At 70.1% G+C, this 18052-nt stretch carries 10 protein-coding genes and 1 pseudogene; 9 read left to right on the top strand and 2 right to left on the bottom strand.

Going from position 1 to position 18052, the window contains the following annotated elements:
* The first annotated feature begins 275 nt into the window (after positions 1 to 275).
* The gene (locus tag BOQ63_RS42790; protein ID WP_499504985.1) at positions 276 to 1295 is read left to right on the top strand and encodes a helix-turn-helix domain-containing protein; all 1020 of its coding nucleotides are present in this window, start codon (positions 276 to 278) and stop codon (positions 1293 to 1295) included.
* A gap of 307 nt (positions 1296 to 1602) precedes the next feature.
* Here the strand turns inward: BOQ63_RS42790 and BOQ63_RS42785 are convergent, their stop codons facing one another.
* The gene (locus tag BOQ63_RS42785; protein ID WP_072656169.1) at positions 1603 to 2475 is read right to left on the bottom strand and encodes an aldo/keto reductase family oxidoreductase; all 873 of its coding nucleotides are present in this window, start codon (positions 2473 to 2475) and stop codon (positions 1603 to 1605) included.
* A 586-nt stretch (positions 2476 to 3061) separates the two neighbouring features.
* Between BOQ63_RS42785 and BOQ63_RS42780 the strand changes: the two genes are divergently transcribed.
* Positions 3062 to 4000, top strand: a complete 939-nt coding sequence (locus BOQ63_RS42780; RefSeq protein ID WP_143174883.1) for a hypothetical protein — start codon at positions 3062 to 3064, stop codon at positions 3998 to 4000.
* Entirely contained in the window at positions 3981 to 4598 is a 618-nt protein-coding gene (locus BOQ63_RS42775) for a hypothetical protein (protein WP_072656170.1), read from the top strand. Before BOQ63_RS42780 ends, BOQ63_RS42775 begins: the two co-directional genes overlap by 20 nt.
* 660 nt (positions 4599 to 5258) lie before the next feature.
* Here the strand turns inward: BOQ63_RS42775 and BOQ63_RS42770 are convergent.
* A complete protein-coding gene (locus BOQ63_RS42770) occupies positions 5259 to 7127 on the bottom strand; it encodes a virginiamycin B lyase family protein (protein WP_030290173.1) in 1869 nt (622 codons plus the stop codon).
* An 851-nt stretch (positions 7128 to 7978) separates the two neighbouring features.
* Between BOQ63_RS42770 and BOQ63_RS42765 the strand changes: the two genes are divergently transcribed.
* From BOQ63_RS42765 to BOQ63_RS42740, 6 genes and pseudogenes are all read left to right on the top strand, one after another.
* A complete protein-coding gene (locus BOQ63_RS42765) occupies positions 7979 to 8515 on the top strand; it encodes a hypothetical protein (RefSeq protein WP_072656171.1) in 537 nt (178 codons plus the stop codon).
* A gap of 1292 nt (positions 8516 to 9807) precedes the next feature.
* Complete coding sequence (locus BOQ63_RS42760) at positions 9808 to 10761, top strand: hypothetical protein (protein ID WP_030290171.1); 954 nt, start codon at positions 9808 to 9810, stop codon at positions 10759 to 10761.
* Positions 10762 to 11275: 514 nt separating this feature from the next.
* The gene (locus BOQ63_RS42755; protein WP_037831378.1) at positions 11276 to 11635 is read left to right on the top strand and encodes a CU044_2847 family protein; all 360 of its coding nucleotides are present in this window, start codon (positions 11276 to 11278) and stop codon (positions 11633 to 11635) included.
* Positions 11632 to 12189, top strand: a pseudogene (locus BOQ63_RS42750) (trypsin-like peptidase domain-containing protein); the annotation flags it as partial. The gene BOQ63_RS42755 and the pseudogene BOQ63_RS42750, both read left to right, overlap by 4 nt.
* The gene (locus tag BOQ63_RS42745) at positions 12190 to 16053 is read left to right on the top strand and encodes an nSTAND1 domain-containing NTPase (RefSeq protein ID WP_465398280.1); all 3864 of its coding nucleotides are present in this window, start codon (positions 12190 to 12192) and stop codon (positions 16051 to 16053) included.
* A gap of 180 nt (positions 16054 to 16233) precedes the next feature.
* On the top strand, positions 16234 to 17463 hold the full coding sequence (locus BOQ63_RS42740) for a replication-relaxation family protein (protein ID WP_454129587.1): 1230 nt from the start codon (positions 16234 to 16236) through the stop codon (positions 17461 to 17463).
* Positions 17464 to 18052 lie beyond the last annotated feature (589 nt).

Genomic DNA, 18052 nt, shown 5'->3' with positions numbered 1-18052 from the left:
GGCCGTTCCCAGAGTGGCCGCAGTCACAAGTGCGGCCACGCCGGCCAGCGCGCCAAGGCGGGCAAGGTTTCGCTTGAGCATGGCAACCTTCGCTCTCGATGAGATGGAAATCTGTCAGTTCCCGGCTCTGCAGCGGGTCGCCCGGAGCCGTTGCGGGGCCGTTGGGGTCTCTCGCTGCCGATGACGATGCGTCACTTCGCTTCCTGGGCCAAGGGATTCGTCTCTCGACGAATCCCTTGCCGCGGCTGTCTGGCGGGGTCCAGGATCAGCAGGTGTTGAGGATCCGTTTCACCGACCGGGATCTGGCGCTCACCCGGGTCGCGCCGGCCGCCGACATGTCCGCGGAACTGTCGTTGAGTCTCCACCTGCTGGCGACCCGCCGGCCGGAGAGCAGGCTCGGGAAGTGGCACGAGCAACTCGGGCGGCGCTGGAAGCCGCGTTCGGCCATGCTGTTCGACCTGTTCGCGGCGACCGACCTTCCGGAGTTCCTGATCGCGCGGCCAGAGGGCCGGGACACGGCCGAGGCCACGGCGGACGGGATGGACCGGGACGGTCGCGGCTATCTGCGAGGGCTGGGCCGCCTGCGCCGGCTGACACCGTTCGCCAGGGACCTGGCGAACGGTGACCACCGGTCGCGTGTGCTGCTCGGCGACCTCACGGCGGAGTACCAGTCGGCGGCAATCACGCCGTACTGGGAGCAGATCGACGCTGTGGTGGCCGCGGAGCACCAGTACCGGACGAGGCAGCTGGCCACCGGGGGCCTGAACGCGGTACTGGCCACACTGCACCCGGCCGCCCGGTGGAAGCCACCTGTCCTGAGCCTGCCGATGTCGTCGCCCTGCGTGACCGAGCTTCCCCTGGCGGGTCGCGGCCTGGTGCTTCAGCCGGCCGTCTTCGCGTCCGGCCGCCTGGTGATCGCCGGCTTCGAGCGTCCGGAAGACCCGCCCGTGCTCATCTACCCCCTGCCGGCCGACCGGCTGCTGCTCACGGATGACCGGGTCGGCCCGCCACCGGCGCTGACCGCATTGCTGGGCCGGACCCGGGCCGTCGCGCTCGACACCCTGGCCACGGGCGGCCCGCTCAGCACCAGCGACCTGGCCGCCGCGCTCGGCATCGCCCCGGCCACTGCCAGCCAGCACGCCAGCATCCTGGCCGACGCCGGCCTCACCACCAAACAGCGACAAGGCGGCACAGTGCTGCACCACATCACACTGCTGGGCGAAGTCCTCCTGCAAGGCGGAGTGGAACATGCCGCGCAGAGCGCAACGCGGACGCTGCAGGCGGAGACGAACTGACGGAGATCCTCGCGCACTACCCCGACAACGAGATCGTCTGGGCGCACACGGGGCGCTCGAAGGAACTGGCCCACATTCCGGCACGTGCCCGTCGGCATCGGCAGCTGCTCTCGCTCCTAGGAGGCTGCGCGGATCGGCGCGGTGGGGTTCCCGGTAGTGAGGCGGGCACAGGCCTCCGTGATCACTGGGAGACCTGTGCCCGTTCTTCCAGCACGGCTGACCGAGCCACCGTGGGATCGACGCGCGGCGCCGCCGCCCCGAGCGCCCCGCGGCCGCTGCGGCCCACCCGCTGGGGAGCGCCGTGGAATCAGCAGCCGATCTTGCCGAGCTCGGCGAGATCGTCGTCGGAGAGCGGGAGTCCCGCGCCGGCGACGTTTTCGCGCAGGTGCGCCACCGACGAGGTGCCAGGGATCAGCAGGATGTTCGGCGAGCGCCGCAGCAGCCAGGCCAGGGCGACCGACATCGGCGTCGCGTCCAGCCGGGAGGCTACGGCCGTGAGCGCCGAGGACTGCAGCGGGGTGAAGCCGCCGAGGGGGAAGAAGGGCACGTAGGCGATGCCATGCTCGGCGAGTTCGTCGATGAGCTCGTCGTCGTGGCGGTGGGCGAGGTTGTACATGTTCTGCACGCACACGATCGGCGCGATCGAGCGTGCCTCGGCGACCTGTTCCGCTGTCGCGTTGCTCACGCCGAGGTGCCGGATCAATCCCTGCCGCTGGAGGTCGACGAGCGTCCCGAACGCCTCCGCGAGCGAACCCGGCACGGGTCCCTGGGCGTCACCGAGCCGGAGGTTGACCACGTCCAGCGTGTCGAGGCGGAGGATCTCCAGATTGTCGATGACGGCCCGGCGCAGCTCGTCGGGCCTGCGTGCCGGGGGCCAGCCTCCCTCCTGGTCGCGGGTCGCGCCGACCTTGGTCACGATGTGCAGCGAGTCGGAGTACGGGTGCAGCGCTTCGCGGATCAGCTGGTTGGTGACGTGTGGCCCGTAGGCGTCGGCGGTGTCGATGTGGGTGATACCGAGGCCGACGGCCTCGCGCAGGACGGCGAGTGCGCCGTCGTGGTCGGCGGGCGGACCCATGACCCAGGGGCCGGCGAGCTGCATGGCGCCGTAGCCGAACCGGGTGACGGTCAGGTCGCCCAGGGCCCAGGTGCCGCCGGGAAGCGGGGCGGAGGAGGTGCGCATGGTGTGCCTTTCGCATCGGGCAGAGGATGGTGGTGTTCTCGGCGCCTTGCACCACTATTGGTGCGTAGCTCCTCATCAGGAAGTAGGCACTTCGCAGTGCGTAAGGCGCCCGGGGGTCAGGAGAACGGTCCATGGCGACGATGACGGCGGCTCAGCAAAGGGCACAGGCCAAGGCCGGGTGGGTTGTGACGGTTGGTGGGCTGTTTCCCGGGCAGCTCCCTGGCCTGATTCCGGGGGTGGTGTGGGGGTCGGGTCGGTGACAGCTCTTGCATCTTCGACGCCCCGCCCTGGCACGGGTGCGAGAGGGCCGGTGGGAGGCCTGTCCGGGACGCCCGGTGTCGGTGCCGGTCGTGCTGCGCCTGGCGACTGCTGCCGGGGCCGCCGCCCGGGTGAGTGCCGGCCCCGGGGGAGACGCTTCTTCTGGGGATTTACGCCATATCATCTGCGAATCTGCGGTTTGTTGTCACTTGGGAATCAGCTGATGTCACTGGCCCTTGTTGGTGATGGCGTGTGGGGGCGGGGGAGTCGTGGGTGTCACCGGGGCGCGGATGTGTGGTGACATCAGAGGACGTCGCCCGGTGACATCATGATGCAGATCCCTATGCCAACCGCCGGCGTGCAGAGCCCGGCTCCGGATGTCGGGTGTCCGGTGTTCAATACCGGGGTGGTGGACTGGGAGCGCGTAGGCGACAGCGGTTTCGAGGTCGATCGCGTCCCGGCGCTTGTGGCGCGGCTGGAGCGCTGGGACGACGCGGATGCGGGGCAGGAGCTGGGTTGGCGGCTCGTCCTCGAGGGCGACCTGGTCTTTCCGGCAGGCTTCGCTGCCCTGCCGCGGCTGGTGAGCCTCGCGCCGTGTAGCGCGCACGCGCGCGCCGTGGCGGGGCGGATCCTCGAGCGCGCGGCTGCGCACCACGGCTGCGACGACCTGCTGGCGGACTGCGCGGGCACGATCGCGGAGTTCGGCGAGGTGCTGGACCGGCACCTGCGGTCGCGGCCGGCTGACTACCTTGTTTCCTTCCGCGCTCTGCTCGCCGTCGCGCAGGAGTATCACTGGGTGAACGTCCTGGAGGGCTTCGCGGACGACATCTACGAGCTGGAGTGCCCGCACTGCGGTGCGGGGATGAAGATCGCCGTCGGCCGGTTCGGGTGCTACTCGCAGGTGTGGGACGGTGACGAGGAGCTGCGACGGGAACTGCGACCGGCCGTTGCCGAAGAGCTCACCGGGACCGGCCGGTGGATGCACCGGATCGCGGTCCGCGACGGGCAGGAGGCGCTCGCCGACGGGATCGCCCACCTCTTCGGCGACGCGCAATGCCCGGTGTGCGCCAGCGTCTTCAACATCGCGGACGAGTACACCCACGCCAACCGTCCGGCCGCATCCATCGATCGGTTCCCCCCTCGGCCCAGAACACCGGAGCGCGCGCTTCCCCCAGCCACCCGGCAGGCACTGTCGGTACGGGGCCCTACGCTGCGCCGGGAACGAAGCCGAGCAGACAGGGACCGCGATGGCGTTGACGTTGGATGAGGCGGTGGAGCAGCTCGGCCACCGGCTTTCGCCGAAGCGGCGTTCCGCCGCGACACGGCTGCGCTGGCTTGCCGATCCCGTAGCGGGGCCGCCGCTCCTGGACGCCCTTGAGCGGGAGGTGCGCGACCCCCGTACGTGGGAGACCCAGTACCAGATGGTCATGGCACTGGGGATGTGCGGGCACCGTCCCGCGCTCGGCCTGCTCCGGGACCTTGCCCAGCGCCCGTTCGAGGCGACCATGGTGTACACCGCGCTCGGCGACGCCATCATGCGGCTGAGTGCTTCCGAAGCCACAGCCGATTCCCTGCGCTGGTGCCTGGACAGCGGCACACCGATGCTCGCCGACGGCGCCCTGCGCGCTGTCGCCATGCAGCGGCTGCGCCCGGACACAACCACGATCGACCACGTTCTCGATCTCCTCGGCCCCCTGGGCCCCCACGATGGCCTTCGGTTCTGGGCCGCGGCCGCCGCAGCGGGATGGCCGGGCCCCCGGGTTCAAGAGTTCCTCCGGGATTGCGCAGCCAGCCCTCGAACCGACGTGGCCAGCGCCGCTGCCTCGTCTTTGCACGGCAAGTACCAGACCTGCACGCCCTTGTAGCCGGGCTGGTCACTGCGGCCGACCGCGTCCTGGCGGACCCGTCACGCGCTGGGAGGACTGCGGCATCTGGACGACGGACGGCCCAGTAGCGCTCATGGACTCGGTAAACGACGGTGCCGACCTGGGCGTCGAGTACTCGGGACGCTACCTGCCCGGTCAAGCCCCCCGTTGCCTTGCCCGCCGGGAGCTGGAGGGTCCGGTGCCGCTCGTACCACGCAGACGGCGGAGGCCTGGTCGCTGAACGGCGGACGCCGGGGCCTGGCGGTGGCGGCCTGCTCCCGTGAGGAGGCGCTGGAGAGCGCGGAGGCGGGTGGCCGGATCCGGGCGCAGGTGTCGACGCAGGCCGCGCGGATCGCCGACCTGGTCGCCTCCGCCAGGCCCGGCGAGCCGGTCACCGTGTACGCGACCTACGCGTCCCTGGAGCGGATCGTCCAGGCTCACCAGCTGCACGGCCTGCCCGCGTGGGACCTGGTCGTCGTGGATGAGGCGCACCGCACCGCCGGCAATCGCCGGCTGGTCGTCGAGGGCCGTGTCCGCCCCTGGAGGAGCTCGTCCTGCAGGCCATCCTCGCCCGGTTGGAGCACCGGCGACGACGCTGACCTGACACCGCCGGCCCGCATGCGGTGGAGGGGAGGACAGCGGTTGCCGGAGCCAATGAGGTCAGGACGGGAGGGGAATGAACAGGAGGATGCCGTGGGCGGTGGAGGCGGTGTAGCAGGCGGTGCCGGCGAATGTGGCGGTGTAGAAGGGGGTGGCGACGGTGAAGACGGGGACGATGGCGTTGTGGATGGTGGCGGTGCCGCTGGCATCGGTGACGGCGGTACCGAGGTTGACCGGGCCGAAGAGCGTGATGGCGGTGAAGGTCACCGGCTGACCAGCCACCGGCATCCCCGAGGTGGTCGTCAGGGTGGCACTGAGGGTGGGGATGTAGAACTCCGGCAGCGGGGTCAGCCGGAGCCGGATCGTGCTTGGTTGCGCGGTCAGCGTTGTGGGATTGGGTGTCACGGTGACGGGAGTGCTGGCGGTGGAGCCGGTGAAGCAGCTGTCACCGCTGTAGGCGGCGGTGAGGGTGCCGGTGGTCAGGGCGGTGGTGGTGAAGCAGGCCTGCCCCACGCCGTTCACGGGGATCATCTGGCTCTGGCCGTTGGGGAGGGTGAAGGTGACCGTGCCCATCGGCACTGAGGTGGTGCCTGGTGCCGGGGTGATGGTGGCGCACACGGTCACGCTCTGCCCACAGCTGGAGGGGTTCGGCGTCACCGACAGTGTCGGCGTTGTGGGGTTGGGGCTCACGGTGACGGGGGTGGGGTTGCCGTTCACGGTCGCGGTGAACGTACCGGCGGTGTAGGTGTGGGTGGTCTGCCCGCTCCCGGTGGCGTCCAGGGCGGCGGTGACCGTGGGGCTGGCGTCCCCGAAGTTCACCACCGCTGTCCCGTTCGGAGTTCCCCCGGAAATGCTGAATGTCACCGCTTGCCCGCACCTCGGCGACGCCGGTGAGGTCGTCACCGTCAACGGCGAGATCTCCGTCACGTTCGCCGAATTGGCGTTGGTGACGTAGACGTTGCTGTTCGCCGCCGCCGCCACCGAGAACGGGAACGCGCCGACGGGGACGGTGGCCACGACGGTGTTCGTGGCACTGCTGATCACCGTCACGTTGTTCGAATTGGAGTTGCCGACGTAGACGTTGCCGTTCGGCGCCACCGCCACCCCGAACGGGCCGGCGCCGGTGCCGACGGTGGCCAGGACGGTATTCGTAGTGCTGCTGATCACCGTCACGTTGTTCGAAACGGTGTTGGTGACGTAGAGGTTGCCGTTCGGCGCCACCGCGATCACCCCCGGGACAATGCCGGCGGGGACGGTGGCCAGGACGGTGTTCGTGGCACTGTCGATCACCGTCACGTTGTTCGAGGTCTGGTTGGCGATGTAGACGTTGCCGTTTGGCGCCACCGCCGCGAAGCCCGGGAAACCACCGGAGGGGAGGGTGGTCAGGACGGTGTTCGTGGCACTGCTGATCACCGTCACGGTGTTGTCATTCCGGTTGGCGACGTAGACGTTGCCGTTCGGCGCCACCGCCACCGCGTCCGGGACCGCGCCCACGGGGACGGTGGCCAGGACGGTGTTCGAGACGCTGCTGATCACCGTCACGTTGTTCGAAGTGGAGTTGGCGACGTAGACGTTGCCGTTCGGCGCCACCGCCACCGCGAACGGGCCCCCGCCGACGGCGACGGTGGTCAGGACGGTGTTCGTGGCACTGTCGATCACCGTCACGTTGCTCGAGCTCTGGTTGGTGACGTAGACGTTGCCGTTCGGCGCCACCGCGATCATCGCCGGGTTCGAGCCGACGGGGACGGTGGCCAGGACGGCGTTCGAGACGCTGCTGATCACCGTCACGTTGTTCGAATTGTTGTTGCCGACGTAGACGTTGCCGTTCGGCGCCACCGCCACCGCGAGCGGGCTCGTGCCCGCCGGGATCGTCACCGTGGAGAACGCCGCACTCAACAGCGGCGCCACAAGCCCCCGTACAGCGGGCACCTGGGATCCACCCGCCGGTACAACCGGCCGAACCCCGCAGACTATCGCCGGAGCTCCCGACCAACCCGTGTTCGGCTCCATGGCAAACCTCTCTGGGCTGAGAGGGCCACCCAAGAAATCCCACCGGGGCCCGCGCCGCACGGCGCCGGTATACGCGAACCGGATCACCGCTTGCACACCGGGACAGAGAGAAGGACCCGCCTGCGCATACCACGCACACAGGGGTTGCCTCTATCCCCGGAGAGATGGGCAACCCACCGGAAAAACGGTCACCACTATTAACCCGAAATAGGCAATACGACACCAGCCCTTGACGCGATTTCACCCAATCGGACCAATCCACCACCCAACCGATCACGCCGCACCAGGAAGCCGCCGACTGATGCCGACAGGCCCCCGGCGCCGAGGTTCACGCCACCGCCTGGGCGCGCGCCGCCACCGCGAGGACCTCTTCGAGTACGGCTTGGAAGGCTGCAGCCGGGGGACTGGCCAGCACCGTGCTCTCCAGCGGATCGAGTCGGCTTCCGAACCGATCGGGAGCCCGCGCGCTGCCAGCCGCCTCCAGCAACGCCGAGCGCTACCGCGCCTGACGAGCGAGGGCGTAGGTTGATGGCGCCGCCGTCGCCGACGCCCTTGTTACCTCGCGCGTCGAAATCCCGGCCACCGGTGAGACCGGCCACCGCGAGCTCCTGGAGCTCGCCGCCGCCGTACAGCGCAGCACCGCCCGCTTCCTGGAACACCTGGAACAGGCCCGCCGCGGCGAGGGCGACGACCTACGCTGCAACCAGGCCCTCGCATTCCTGGAGACCAGCCTCACCGGCGCCACACAGCGCATCCTGCGCAAAGCCCACGTGCTGCGCTACGAGATGACCTCCGCCCGGCTGCGCAGCGAGCGGGCCCGTGCCCAGGCGCCCGCCCCGGAGCCTGCCGCCGCCCGCCTTGATTCCCCGCGCGTCGAAACAAACGGCGCCGGCCCGGCCGCCGCCCGCTCCACCGTTTCCCCGCGCGTCGAAACAGACCAGGCCGCGTCCGTCGCGCGGCGGCCGCAACCGGTCGACACCCTGCCGCAGGAACTGCTCCTGGCTCTGGCGTCTGAGCGCACCTCCTCCTCGCCGCTCGCCCGCGGTCTGGGGGCCCCGAACTCCACCTGGAGCATCGAGGGGAGCGACCTGGTGGTGGAGGGCTGGGACAGCACGTCGGACCTGTTCGCCGTCCGCGACCCGAACCGCCGGCTGCTCGGCTGGGTCGAGGCGCTCGGCGACGGCTGGGGCACCTACATCCAGGGCCGCCTGATCATCGACGCCACCGACGGCGATCCCTGGCTCTCCACCGACGCGCTCCACGCCGTCGCCCTGCTCCGTGCCGCCCGCAACCAGCAGCTGACCTGACCCGCACCGCCAGCAGCCCGGCGCCGCAGCACCGCCGCGTCTTGTGAGTGGTCTTGTGGGGCGCCTTGTCGGCGTCTTCCGGGACGTCTTCCGGGTGGTCTTGTAGGCGCATGGTGATCCGGCCCGGCATGGCATCACCGCATGTCGGGGGCTGTTTTGGGTGGGCCGGAAGTGCCGACAACCCTTCTCCTGTCCTTGTCTTGGTGGAGGTAGGTCGGTTCGGTTCGGGGTTCGCGCCTGCGGCGGGCCGGTGGTTCCTGTGCGCGTCCGGCGAAGCCGTCCGCGTCGACCGGCCGGCCCACGGCGGTCACCCCGGTTCCGCGCTGGTTCCACGTAGGCACCACCGCAGGTGCCACCGTAGGCGGCACCGACGGCACCACCGCAGGTACCACCGTACGTACCCCGTCGCTCCCGGCCGCGGCCGCGCGTTTCCGCAGCTCAGCGGCCGCTTTTGGAAGGGCGGAAAATGCGACAACCCCTTCTGTCCATTCCTTTCCCCGGCTTGCTGGTAGGTGGAGGGGCGGTGGTGGGTGACGGTCCGGTCGGCAGGGGTCTGACCCTGCGGGGCCGTGATGGTTGGTGAGCGCCCGGCGAACGCCGGACGCCTCCGGGGCCCCGTCGGGCCGGATCGGCGGTGATCCTCCGCCAGGCCCTCCCTCGGTCCGGTTGGACTGTCGACGCCGACCGGGTCCGGCACCGCCCCCTGGCACGACCGATGCCCCACGGGCGGCCCCTGGCGGCGACCGTGGGGTCCTGACGCACCGTCCGGCCCCAGCAGTGCGGTCCGGCCTCCACTCGGCCCGGGAACGGCCCTTCCCGGGCCTCCCGATGCAGCTCCTGATGCAGCTCCTGCTGTGACTCCTGCTGTAGCTCCTGATGCCAGCACCCCCGGCCCGGGCGCGGGGTGGCATCTGCGCAGCTCACAGGGCCAACCAAGGTGGCCGGTAATACCGACATCCCTCTCTGCGCGCCCCTGTCCTCCTGGTGGTGGGGGTGGGGGTGGGGGTGCGCCGTCGGGTTGTGGTGGGGCCTGCGGCGCTTGTTGGTGGGCCCTGCCTGGCGGCCTGGCTTGACCGGCTGCGGTGCTGACGCCGAGCCGGGGGTGCCGACCTTCGGTCCTTCGGCGTGGTCGAGGCGGTCAGCCGCTTCCCGGGTGCGGACGGCGTCGGGTGTGGTCTGTCCGCATCCCTGATTCCACCATTCGGCTGCCCGCTGAATGGGTGACGTAGCGTCAGACTCTTCACCTATGGTCATGAAGAGCATGCGTTGAGTGATCAAGGAAAGGTGTAGAGGTGAAGGGTGACGCTGTTCTCGTTGAGTTGTGTGAGCGGTTGCCTGTCCTGGCCGGTGAGTACGGCCTGCACATGGTCCCGGCCGTACCGGAGGACCACCCAGGTCGCGCGGAGGTGGACGGCGAGGCGATGACGGTGGACGAGTTCTGTGGCCTCGCCCGTGCGGCCGGCGCCCGGGTGCTGTTCCACCGCACGACCGCCTTCGACGCCGATGCCTTCCTGGCCGGCGCCTTCCCCGAGGACGACGACGACCCTGACGCCCTGTCGGAGGCCGAGACCGCCAGCGTGAAGGCGGTCGAGCGGGTACGGCGTCGAGCCAGGCGCCACGACGGCCAGATCGTGGACGTGCAGCTGTGCGTCGTCCTGGACGGCGTCGCCGTGTTCTGGTCACGCCTTGCCTCATGGGCGGCGGCCCTCGCGGACGACGCCGAGAAGGCCCAGGACGAGAAGAACGACATGGTCGAGCAGATCCGTACGAGCCGAGCGAGGGACGAGCAGGCGGAGGTCACGCGAATCTCGCGACTACTGCAGGACGATCCGACCTTCCGCGAGGCCAAGGATCCCCAGGCCCGACGCCGCGCAGCCGATCGGCTGGTGCCACGTCCGGACGAAATGGACTTTGAGGCGCGCCGGATTCGAACGCGCGCGATCCAGGAGGCGATCAGCGCCATCGAAGAAGCCGCGGACGCCATCTTCAGTGAGTACATGACCCAGTTGCCCGAACTCGCCGACGAACTGGTCGCCAGCGGTGCTCTTGACGGGGCCCGTACGATCCCGGCCCGAAAGGTCCACCTCAAGGAGTTCCTCCGCAAGCGCTCCGGAGGCCACACCCCGCCAGTCGACCTGATCACCCTGATGATGGAGCTGCCCCAGCTGCGCAACCCCTCCAGCGCCGCTGCTCTCCCCGCTGCTCGGCAACCAAACGAGACGCTCTTCCCCATGGAACAGGGCTGACCGGTCTGCAGTGACGGCCGCCGGGCGTCGGTTGCCTGGGCAGGGTGCTGAAGGGTTGCCCAGACGGTGTGCTGGACGGTGTGACCGGAGGTTGTACCGGAGGTAGCGGCCCCCGTCCGGCGCCGCCCCTGTTTCCCCAGGCCGGACCGCCCGGGCAAGCCGGTTGGGACCGGCGACACCGTCGCCCGTCCTCGGACGGGCCGGGCCGTTCCTCGCCGTCAAGGGCGCGTGCGAGGGGGTAGGCGGCTGGCGAGGTGTTGCCGGTCTACCCCTGCCCGAAGCTCCGCTTTTGCTCAAATCGCTTTTCTCCCCGCCGAGTTGGCTGGAGACTGTGAGTGACTGCCGGATTGCCGGCTGGCTGACTTTCCGGCACCGACGACCTGCCGTGCTGCTGAGCCAGTTACCGGTTGGCGGCGGTGCAGGCCGTGCGAGCTGCACCGCGGGCGCGCAACAGCGCGGTGCGGCAGCGGTGTCGTTCATGGCTTTGCCCGCAGGGTGCGACTCTTGCGAAGGGGTGGACGTGAAGTACTTGGTGGAACTCCCGGTCGAGGGTGAGGCCGGGCTGGGGCAGTTGGTGAGGGTGGAGGTCGAGCCGGCCGGTGAGGGGTTGATTCAGGTGTCCCGGCCCGGCCAGGTGGCGGCACGGGCGGCGCGTTCGCTCGGGGAGATGCTGGCGGGTATCAGGCCGGTGGCGGAGAGCTTTGTCGAGGGCCTGGGCGGGATGGCGCAGGCGCCGGAGGAGATCTCGCTGGAGTTCGGCCTGTCGATGTCCGCCGAAGCCGACTTGGTGATCTCCACGACCACGGCGCAGGCCAATTTCAAGGTCTCGCTCACCTGGCGTCCGCCGTCTGCCGAGGCGGGTCGGACGCCGTGACCACTCCCGAGCCATCGGCTGGGGGGGATCCGGCGGCGTTGCACGCGGCGCTGCTGCGGGTCCAGGACTCGCGGGGCGAGCCGGTCGGCGTCGGCTTCCTGGTGGCGGAGGACTTGGTGCTCACCTGCGCCCACGTGGTGAGCACGGCACTCGGGCTGCCCGGTGGTGAGATGCCGCCAGACGGCGCGCAACTCGTGCTCGAAGCCGCTCTCTTACCGGCCATGCCGGGGCGGGAACCGGTGTCGGGCACGGCGCGGGTGAGAGTCTGGGGCCCGGCGCAGCCGGCCGCGGCCGACCTGGCCGTGCTCGCGCTAGAGGCGCCACTGCCCGGTGCCCGGCCGATCAGGTTGATCAAGACGGGCCCGCAGCAGACCTGGGACCACCCGTCCCGGGTCTTCGGATTCCCCCAGGGGCATCCCGAGGGCGTGTGGCACTCCGGAACCCTTCGGGCGAGGCTGGCCGGCCAGTGGGTGCAGCTCGACCAGTCCGGACAGGGCCACCGGGTGTCGGCGGGATTCAGTGGCAGCGCGGTCTGGGACGAGCAACTCGGCGGCGTGGTCGGCCTGATGACGGTGGCAGAGGCGGGCACCCCGCCGGTCAGCTACCTGATCCCGACCGACCGGCTGATCGCGGCCTGGCCCGACCTGGGACCGCTCGCCGAGCCGCCCTCACCGTTTCGCGGACTGAACGCATTCCAGGAGTCCGACACCGGCAGCTACTTCGGCCGCGAAGCCGACGCCGACCAGCTCGCCGCCATCACCGCGCGCGAGCGCTGGACCACGCTGGTCGGGCCCTCCGGCTGCGGCAAGTCGTCGCTGGCCATGGCAGGCGTCATCCCCAGGCGGCGTAAGGCCGGAGACAGCGCCGTGGTGGTCCACTTCGCCGCGTACAACACCGCGCTGCGGGCGCTGGCCGCGGCCCTGCTGCAGGAGCTGAACCCCGAACTGTCCGAGGCCGAGCGCCCGGCCAGGATCACCGAGCTGACCGAAGAACTCGCCACCCGAGGGATTCGCGAGACCGCATTCCGGATCCTGGAACTGAAGAAAAGCTCACGTCTGCTGGTCGTGCTCGACCAGTTCGAGGAACTCCTCGACCAGAGCGACAGCGCCATCGACGAGCTGGCCGAGGTGCTGGGCGGCCCCGGCACCCCCGACCAGGTCGCCGTGCTGGCCACCCTGCGCGCCGACCTGCTGGAACACGCCCTCGCCCACCCACGGCTGGGCCCGCTGGTCAGCAGGAAGATCCAGGCACTCCAACCGATGCGCCCCGACCAACTGCGCGAGGTCATCGCCAAGCCGGTCGACGCGGTCCCCGGTGCCCGCTACGAGGACGAGCTGATCGAGCGCATTCTGGCCGACGCCGGCTCCGAACCCGGCATTCTGCCGCTGCTCGGCTTCACCCTCGACCAGTTGTGGCGACGGTGCGCAGGCGGCCTCATCACCTATCAGGAATACACCCGGCTCGGCGGTGTCGCCGGCGCCCTCAACTACTGCGCGAAGGAGCAGTGGGGCGCCCTGATACCGGACGCGGACCGGGAAGCCGCCAGACGACTGCTCACCCGACTGGTGCGGATCCCGGTCGGCACGGCCGCGCCGCTGCGCCGCGCCGTCTACCGAACCGAGATCGATCCCCAGGAATGGGATATCGCCCAGCGCCTGGCCAGAGCCAGGCTCCTGGTGATCCAGGGCCAGGACAGCAGCGACCGCGCGGGCGAGGGCCGGCGTGTCGAATTCGCCCACGAGGCGGTTATCACAGCATGGGAGACCACCAGGGAGCTGGTGGCAGCGGACCGCTCGTTCCTGGCCTGGCGGGAGAGCATACAGAACGACCTGGACCGCTGGGAGGACCGGAATCGGCCGGCGGACCTACTGCCGACCCGAACCGCCATCGCGCTCTCACGACAGTGGCTGCCCGCCCGTTCGGCCGAACTGAGCGAGCCACTGAAGGACTTCCTCAAGCACGGCAAGCGGCGCCTGCGCCGTCGTCGTGGCGCACTGTGGTCCGGGGTCGCCACCGTCTGCGTCCTGGCGCTCGTCGCCGCGGCAGCCGCAGTGAACGCACAACGCGCACACAAGGACGCCGCGCGCAACGTCGCGATCACCCGCGCGAACACCCTCGCCGCGGACGCAGCCGCCCTGACCCCCACAGAACCGGGGCTGGCCGCCCAACTCGCGATCGCCGCCTACCGCACTTCCCCCACCCAAGCCGCTGCCAGCCAGCTCTACACAATCCTCGGCACGCCGCTCGACCACGTCCTCGCCACCACGGGCAGCGAAGTGATTAGCGTAGCTGCGCAGGCGCATGGCTCCCTGGTAGGGGCAGGTACCGAAGACGGCTCCGTGCGGATATGGAACACGGCCGACCCGTCCGCCCCGGTTGCGCACACGACGCTGCACCTGCAACGCGCAGCCGCGATCGCCTTAGCTCCCGACCAGCCGCAACTGGCCGCAAGATGCCCGGACCAGAGCGGCCTGTGTCTGCTGTCCCTGGCCGATCCCCAGCACCCGAGCACCCTGGCCAAGCTACCCCTGCCCGGACCGGACCAACTCCCCGGCGGCCTGAGAGTCAGCTCACTCGCATTCAGCCCGGACGGGAACCTGCTCGCCGCCGCCACAGAGCAGGGCTCCAGCATGCTCTGGTCCGTCCAGGACACCGCGAACCCGCGCCTCCTGCCAGTACTGCCCGGCAACGGCAACGGCACCCTGATAGGAGGAGTGGCCTTCGCCCCCACCAGCAAACTGCTGGCCACCAGCAACCAGGCCGGCGCCACCCAGCTCTGGGACCTGACCGACCCCGCCAAACCCGTCTCGACCACCGCCATCTCCACCGGCTACCAGTCGCTCGTTTTCAGCCCGGACGGCAACTGGCTGGCCGCGGGCGGGGACGCGCATGTGGACCTGTGGAAGATCGGCGACACCTCGAAACCGCTATCGGTCTTCCCCGGGGTCTCGGTAGATGTGATGAGCGTGGCCTACAGCCCAGAGGGCAGCCAACTCACCTTCGGCGGAATGGGCACGTATGACGCCAAGGGCGCGCTGTGCCATGTGGACGTCTCGAATATCAGCCTTGACAGCCTTGTGGTTCCGGCCTGCACCAGCACCGCCTTCGACACCAGAACCCTGGCGGCCACGCCGAACGGCGCGGTACTGAGCGGTGGAGGAGACGGAAAGGTACGCCTGTGGCGAGACCCGGTGGCGCGGGTCGGCGGCCTCCAGGTGACGGGCAAGGACAACTTCGCGATCAGCCCAGACGGGAACCTGATCGCGGCACCGGTCGAAACGCGTGCACGAGGCACCATGGGCGACAACTCGAAAATCGTCGGGCTGTGGGAGGTACCCGGATCCGGAGCCGGCGGGAAGGACCCCCTGGCCACAATCCCCCTCGCCACCTTCTCGCAAACGATCACCTTCCTCACCGCGACTGCGCTGCTGACCGTCGACCACGACGGCGCGGTGCAACTATGGGACATTCACGATCCCACACACCCAACCGGCGTCTCACTCGGCACGGCACACTTCCCCACCACCCCCACCGGGCTCGGCGATGTCATCGTGTCCTCGGGAGTCACCTCCTCCGATGATGGAAGCCTGGTCGCCGTACAGGGCGACGGCTACCTCCAGCTCTGGCGCGTGACCGACAGCCACACCGTCCTCAAGGCAGGCAAGCTCCCCCTCCCCGACCCCAACCGGGACCTGGCCGGCCTGGTGGACAACCACACTGCCTGCGTCCTCACCCAGGACGGCGTCACGTGGTGGGACATCAGCGATCCGCACCACCCGCAGCATGGCGTGGACTCGCCGCTGACCGGCGTGAACCACGGCAGCGTTGCGGGTTCCTCTGGCGTCGCCGCCGCGACTACGCAGGCCAGCGGGTTCGGCACCAGCTTGTACCTGTACGGCCTCACCGCCGGCCACCCGACCAGCACCGTCAAACTCTCCGACCGCTCCGGATCCACCGTGCGATTCAGCGGCGACAGCAAGCTACTGGCCGCCACCGGCGCGGCTGAGAACACCCTGGCTCTCTGGGACACCCGCAACCCGGCCCAACCACGGTCCATCGCGGCCATCAACACCCAGCCTGGTACCAGCGCCGTCGCCTTCAGCCCGAACAGCAAACTCATGGCCGTATGGGCCCGTGGCGACAAGTCCGCAGTTCAACTGTGGGACATCCGCAACCCGTCCATCCCCCACGTGACCGGGACCATCGCCCCCGGCGAATACGCGGAAGACATCCAGTTCACGCCCAACGGCGACCGGCTCGCCGTTGTCGGCAGTGATTCCGTCCGCTTCTTCGACACCGACCCGACTGCACTGGCCGATCGCCTCTGCGCCTACGCCGGCACCGGCATCAGTACGAACGACTGGACGCAGTACGCCCCGGGGATCCCATACCAGCCCCCATGCCCCTCGCGCCGCTGAGACCTGAGCAGTGTTTTCGACCACCCACCGTAACGCGGCAGCCTGCACCAACTTGCCACAGCCATAGGCATGACCGCGAACGGAATGGTGCAGCGCCTACTCCCGTCGACGTAGCCCTCGGTTCGAGAACCGAAGGCTACAAGCCCTCCTGGGTGTACGGCATCCGGTCAGGTGCTCGGGATGGTCCGCTCGGAGATGGGTGGCACGGCCCGGGGCGCCGGGCGCTCCGGTGCCCAGCATGCGATGGCGGTCAACGAGACCGTGCTCGCGTTCGTCCTCGGCGGTAGCGCGCCCGGGGCGGCGGGCTGGGTGGGCACGGTGCGGTCCTGGGCGACCGAGGTCGAGTTCCTGCTGCCGGGTGGCAGGCGCAAGGTGCGTCCGGACGGGGTGTGGCAGGCCCCGGAGATCGGGGTGCCGGTGTTGATGGTGGAGGTTGACCGCTCCACCATGGCGCCGGCTGACGTCGCCGCGAAGTTCCCCCGGTACCGCGAGCTGTTCCGCACCAGGGTCCGCGACAACGACCCGGCCCTCGCCGACTGGGAGCCGGCCGACCGGACGGTGCACTGGTGGCGCCGCACCTGGCCCGGCCACACCCGGGCCGGGTACCCGCCGGTCGCCCTGGTCGTCACCGACGCCGGACCGGTCGCGCTGGCCAACCGGCAGCAGGCAGTCGTGGACCTGTCCGCCGACTGCTGGCGCGGCCGGTGGTGCAGGGAGGTCCGCGACTACAACGACGACGGGTGGCGCGAGTACGACGACGCGGTGCCCATCGTCGCGACCACCCTGGAGCTACTGGCCGAGCACGGGCCGCTCGGGCCGGTGTGGTGGCGCCTCGGCCGCTCGGGCCGGCACTCCCTCATCGAGGCGCTGGAGAACCCGAACAACCGAGCCGCCTACGACCTGCGCCAGGCCGCCCGCGAGGACGAGGAGCACAAGGCCCACCAGGAGCTGATGGACTCCCTGGTCTGCATCGACTGCGGCGACGTTCCCGAGCAGGAGAGCACCTGGGAATACGGCCGCCAGGGACAGGTCGAGTGGACCCGCCGCCCCGGCGGCCGCTGCTGGCCCTGCCACCAGGACCGCGAGGAACGCCTGGAACGGGAGGCCGAAGAACAGCTGGAGGCCGCCCGGACCGCGAACGCCTTGCTGCGCCCGTGCTGGACGTGCCGGGGCTCGATCGGGGGGAAGGAGGGCTCGAAGCTGGAGCTGCGGGAGAAGGCCAGCCCGGACCGGCTGGAGTGCCCGCAGTGCGAACAGGACCGCGCCATCAAGGACTTGGGCGCGCTGGTGCTGCCCGCCCCGACCAAGCGCGAGCAGGTGGCCGCGCTGGTCTCCGCCCCGGACGATCCGTGGTGGGAGGAACGGGTGCTGCACGCCAAGCTCTACCCGGTGAGGGGCCGCGGGGTGTGACCTGTTGGTGGTTGGAGGCGCTTTTTGGGGTTGGCGGGGTTGGCTGGGGCAGCCGGTCGGTTGCTACGCCCGTCCCGGGCCGGGGCTGTTGCTGGTTGCTGTGTGTGTTCGCCGTGGGCATGCCATACGACTGGGGGCGGGGGTGCCGGGGGTGGGGAGTTGGCGTGTTTTCCGGCGGGTTCCTGGATTTTCTGCGGGTGGTTTTCGGGGGAGTTTTAGCCGAGGTTTTCGCCGGTGGTTTTGCTGGTTTTCTGCCCGCGCGCTCTGGGGCTCGATTTGAGTACTCGTCTCCCAGGGGCCCACGGTGTCCGGGGGCCGCTCGTCGGGGTCCTGCTCGGTGCCGTCGGTGTTCTGCTCGCCGCCGTCCAGGCCGCGCGGCGCGAGGCCGCCTGGCTGCTTGTCGGTGTCCGCCTGGCCCTGGTCCTGTTCGGTGCCGCCGTCCTTGCCGGCCGGGGGGTTGGCTGGATGCCTCGCGCGTGGCATCAAGCTTGGTGCGGGTCGGTTGTCTGGCCGCTGTCCGCGCCCCTGCCGTATCCCGCCCCCTGGCGCCCGTCCTGGCCGCCGTGCCCGCCGTCCGGGGGCCGCCGCG

This window comes from Streptomyces viridifaciens (genome assembly GCF_001888885.2).
GTDB lineage: Bacteria > Actinomycetota > Actinomycetes > Streptomycetales > Streptomycetaceae > Kitasatospora > Kitasatospora aureofaciens.
Note: the sequence above shows the minus strand (reverse complement) of the source record. Positions and strands in the feature narration are given on the sequence as shown.

Coding starts and splice junctions, on each gene's coding strand:
- BOQ63_RS42775 (WP_072656170.1), top strand. CDS start 3,981: ATGGCGTTGACGTTGGATGAGGCGGTGGAGCAGCTCGGCCACCGGCTT.
- BOQ63_RS42785 (WP_072656169.1), bottom strand. CDS start 2,475: ATGCGCACCTCCTCCGCCCCGCTTCCCGGCGGCACCTGGGCCCTGGGC.
- BOQ63_RS42740 (WP_454129587.1), top strand. CDS start 16,234: ATGGTCCGCTCGGAGATGGGTGGCACGGCCCGGGGCGCCGGGCGCTCC.
- BOQ63_RS42780 (WP_143174883.1), top strand. CDS start 3,062: ATGATGCAGATCCCTATGCCAACCGCCGGCGTGCAGAGCCCGGCTCCG.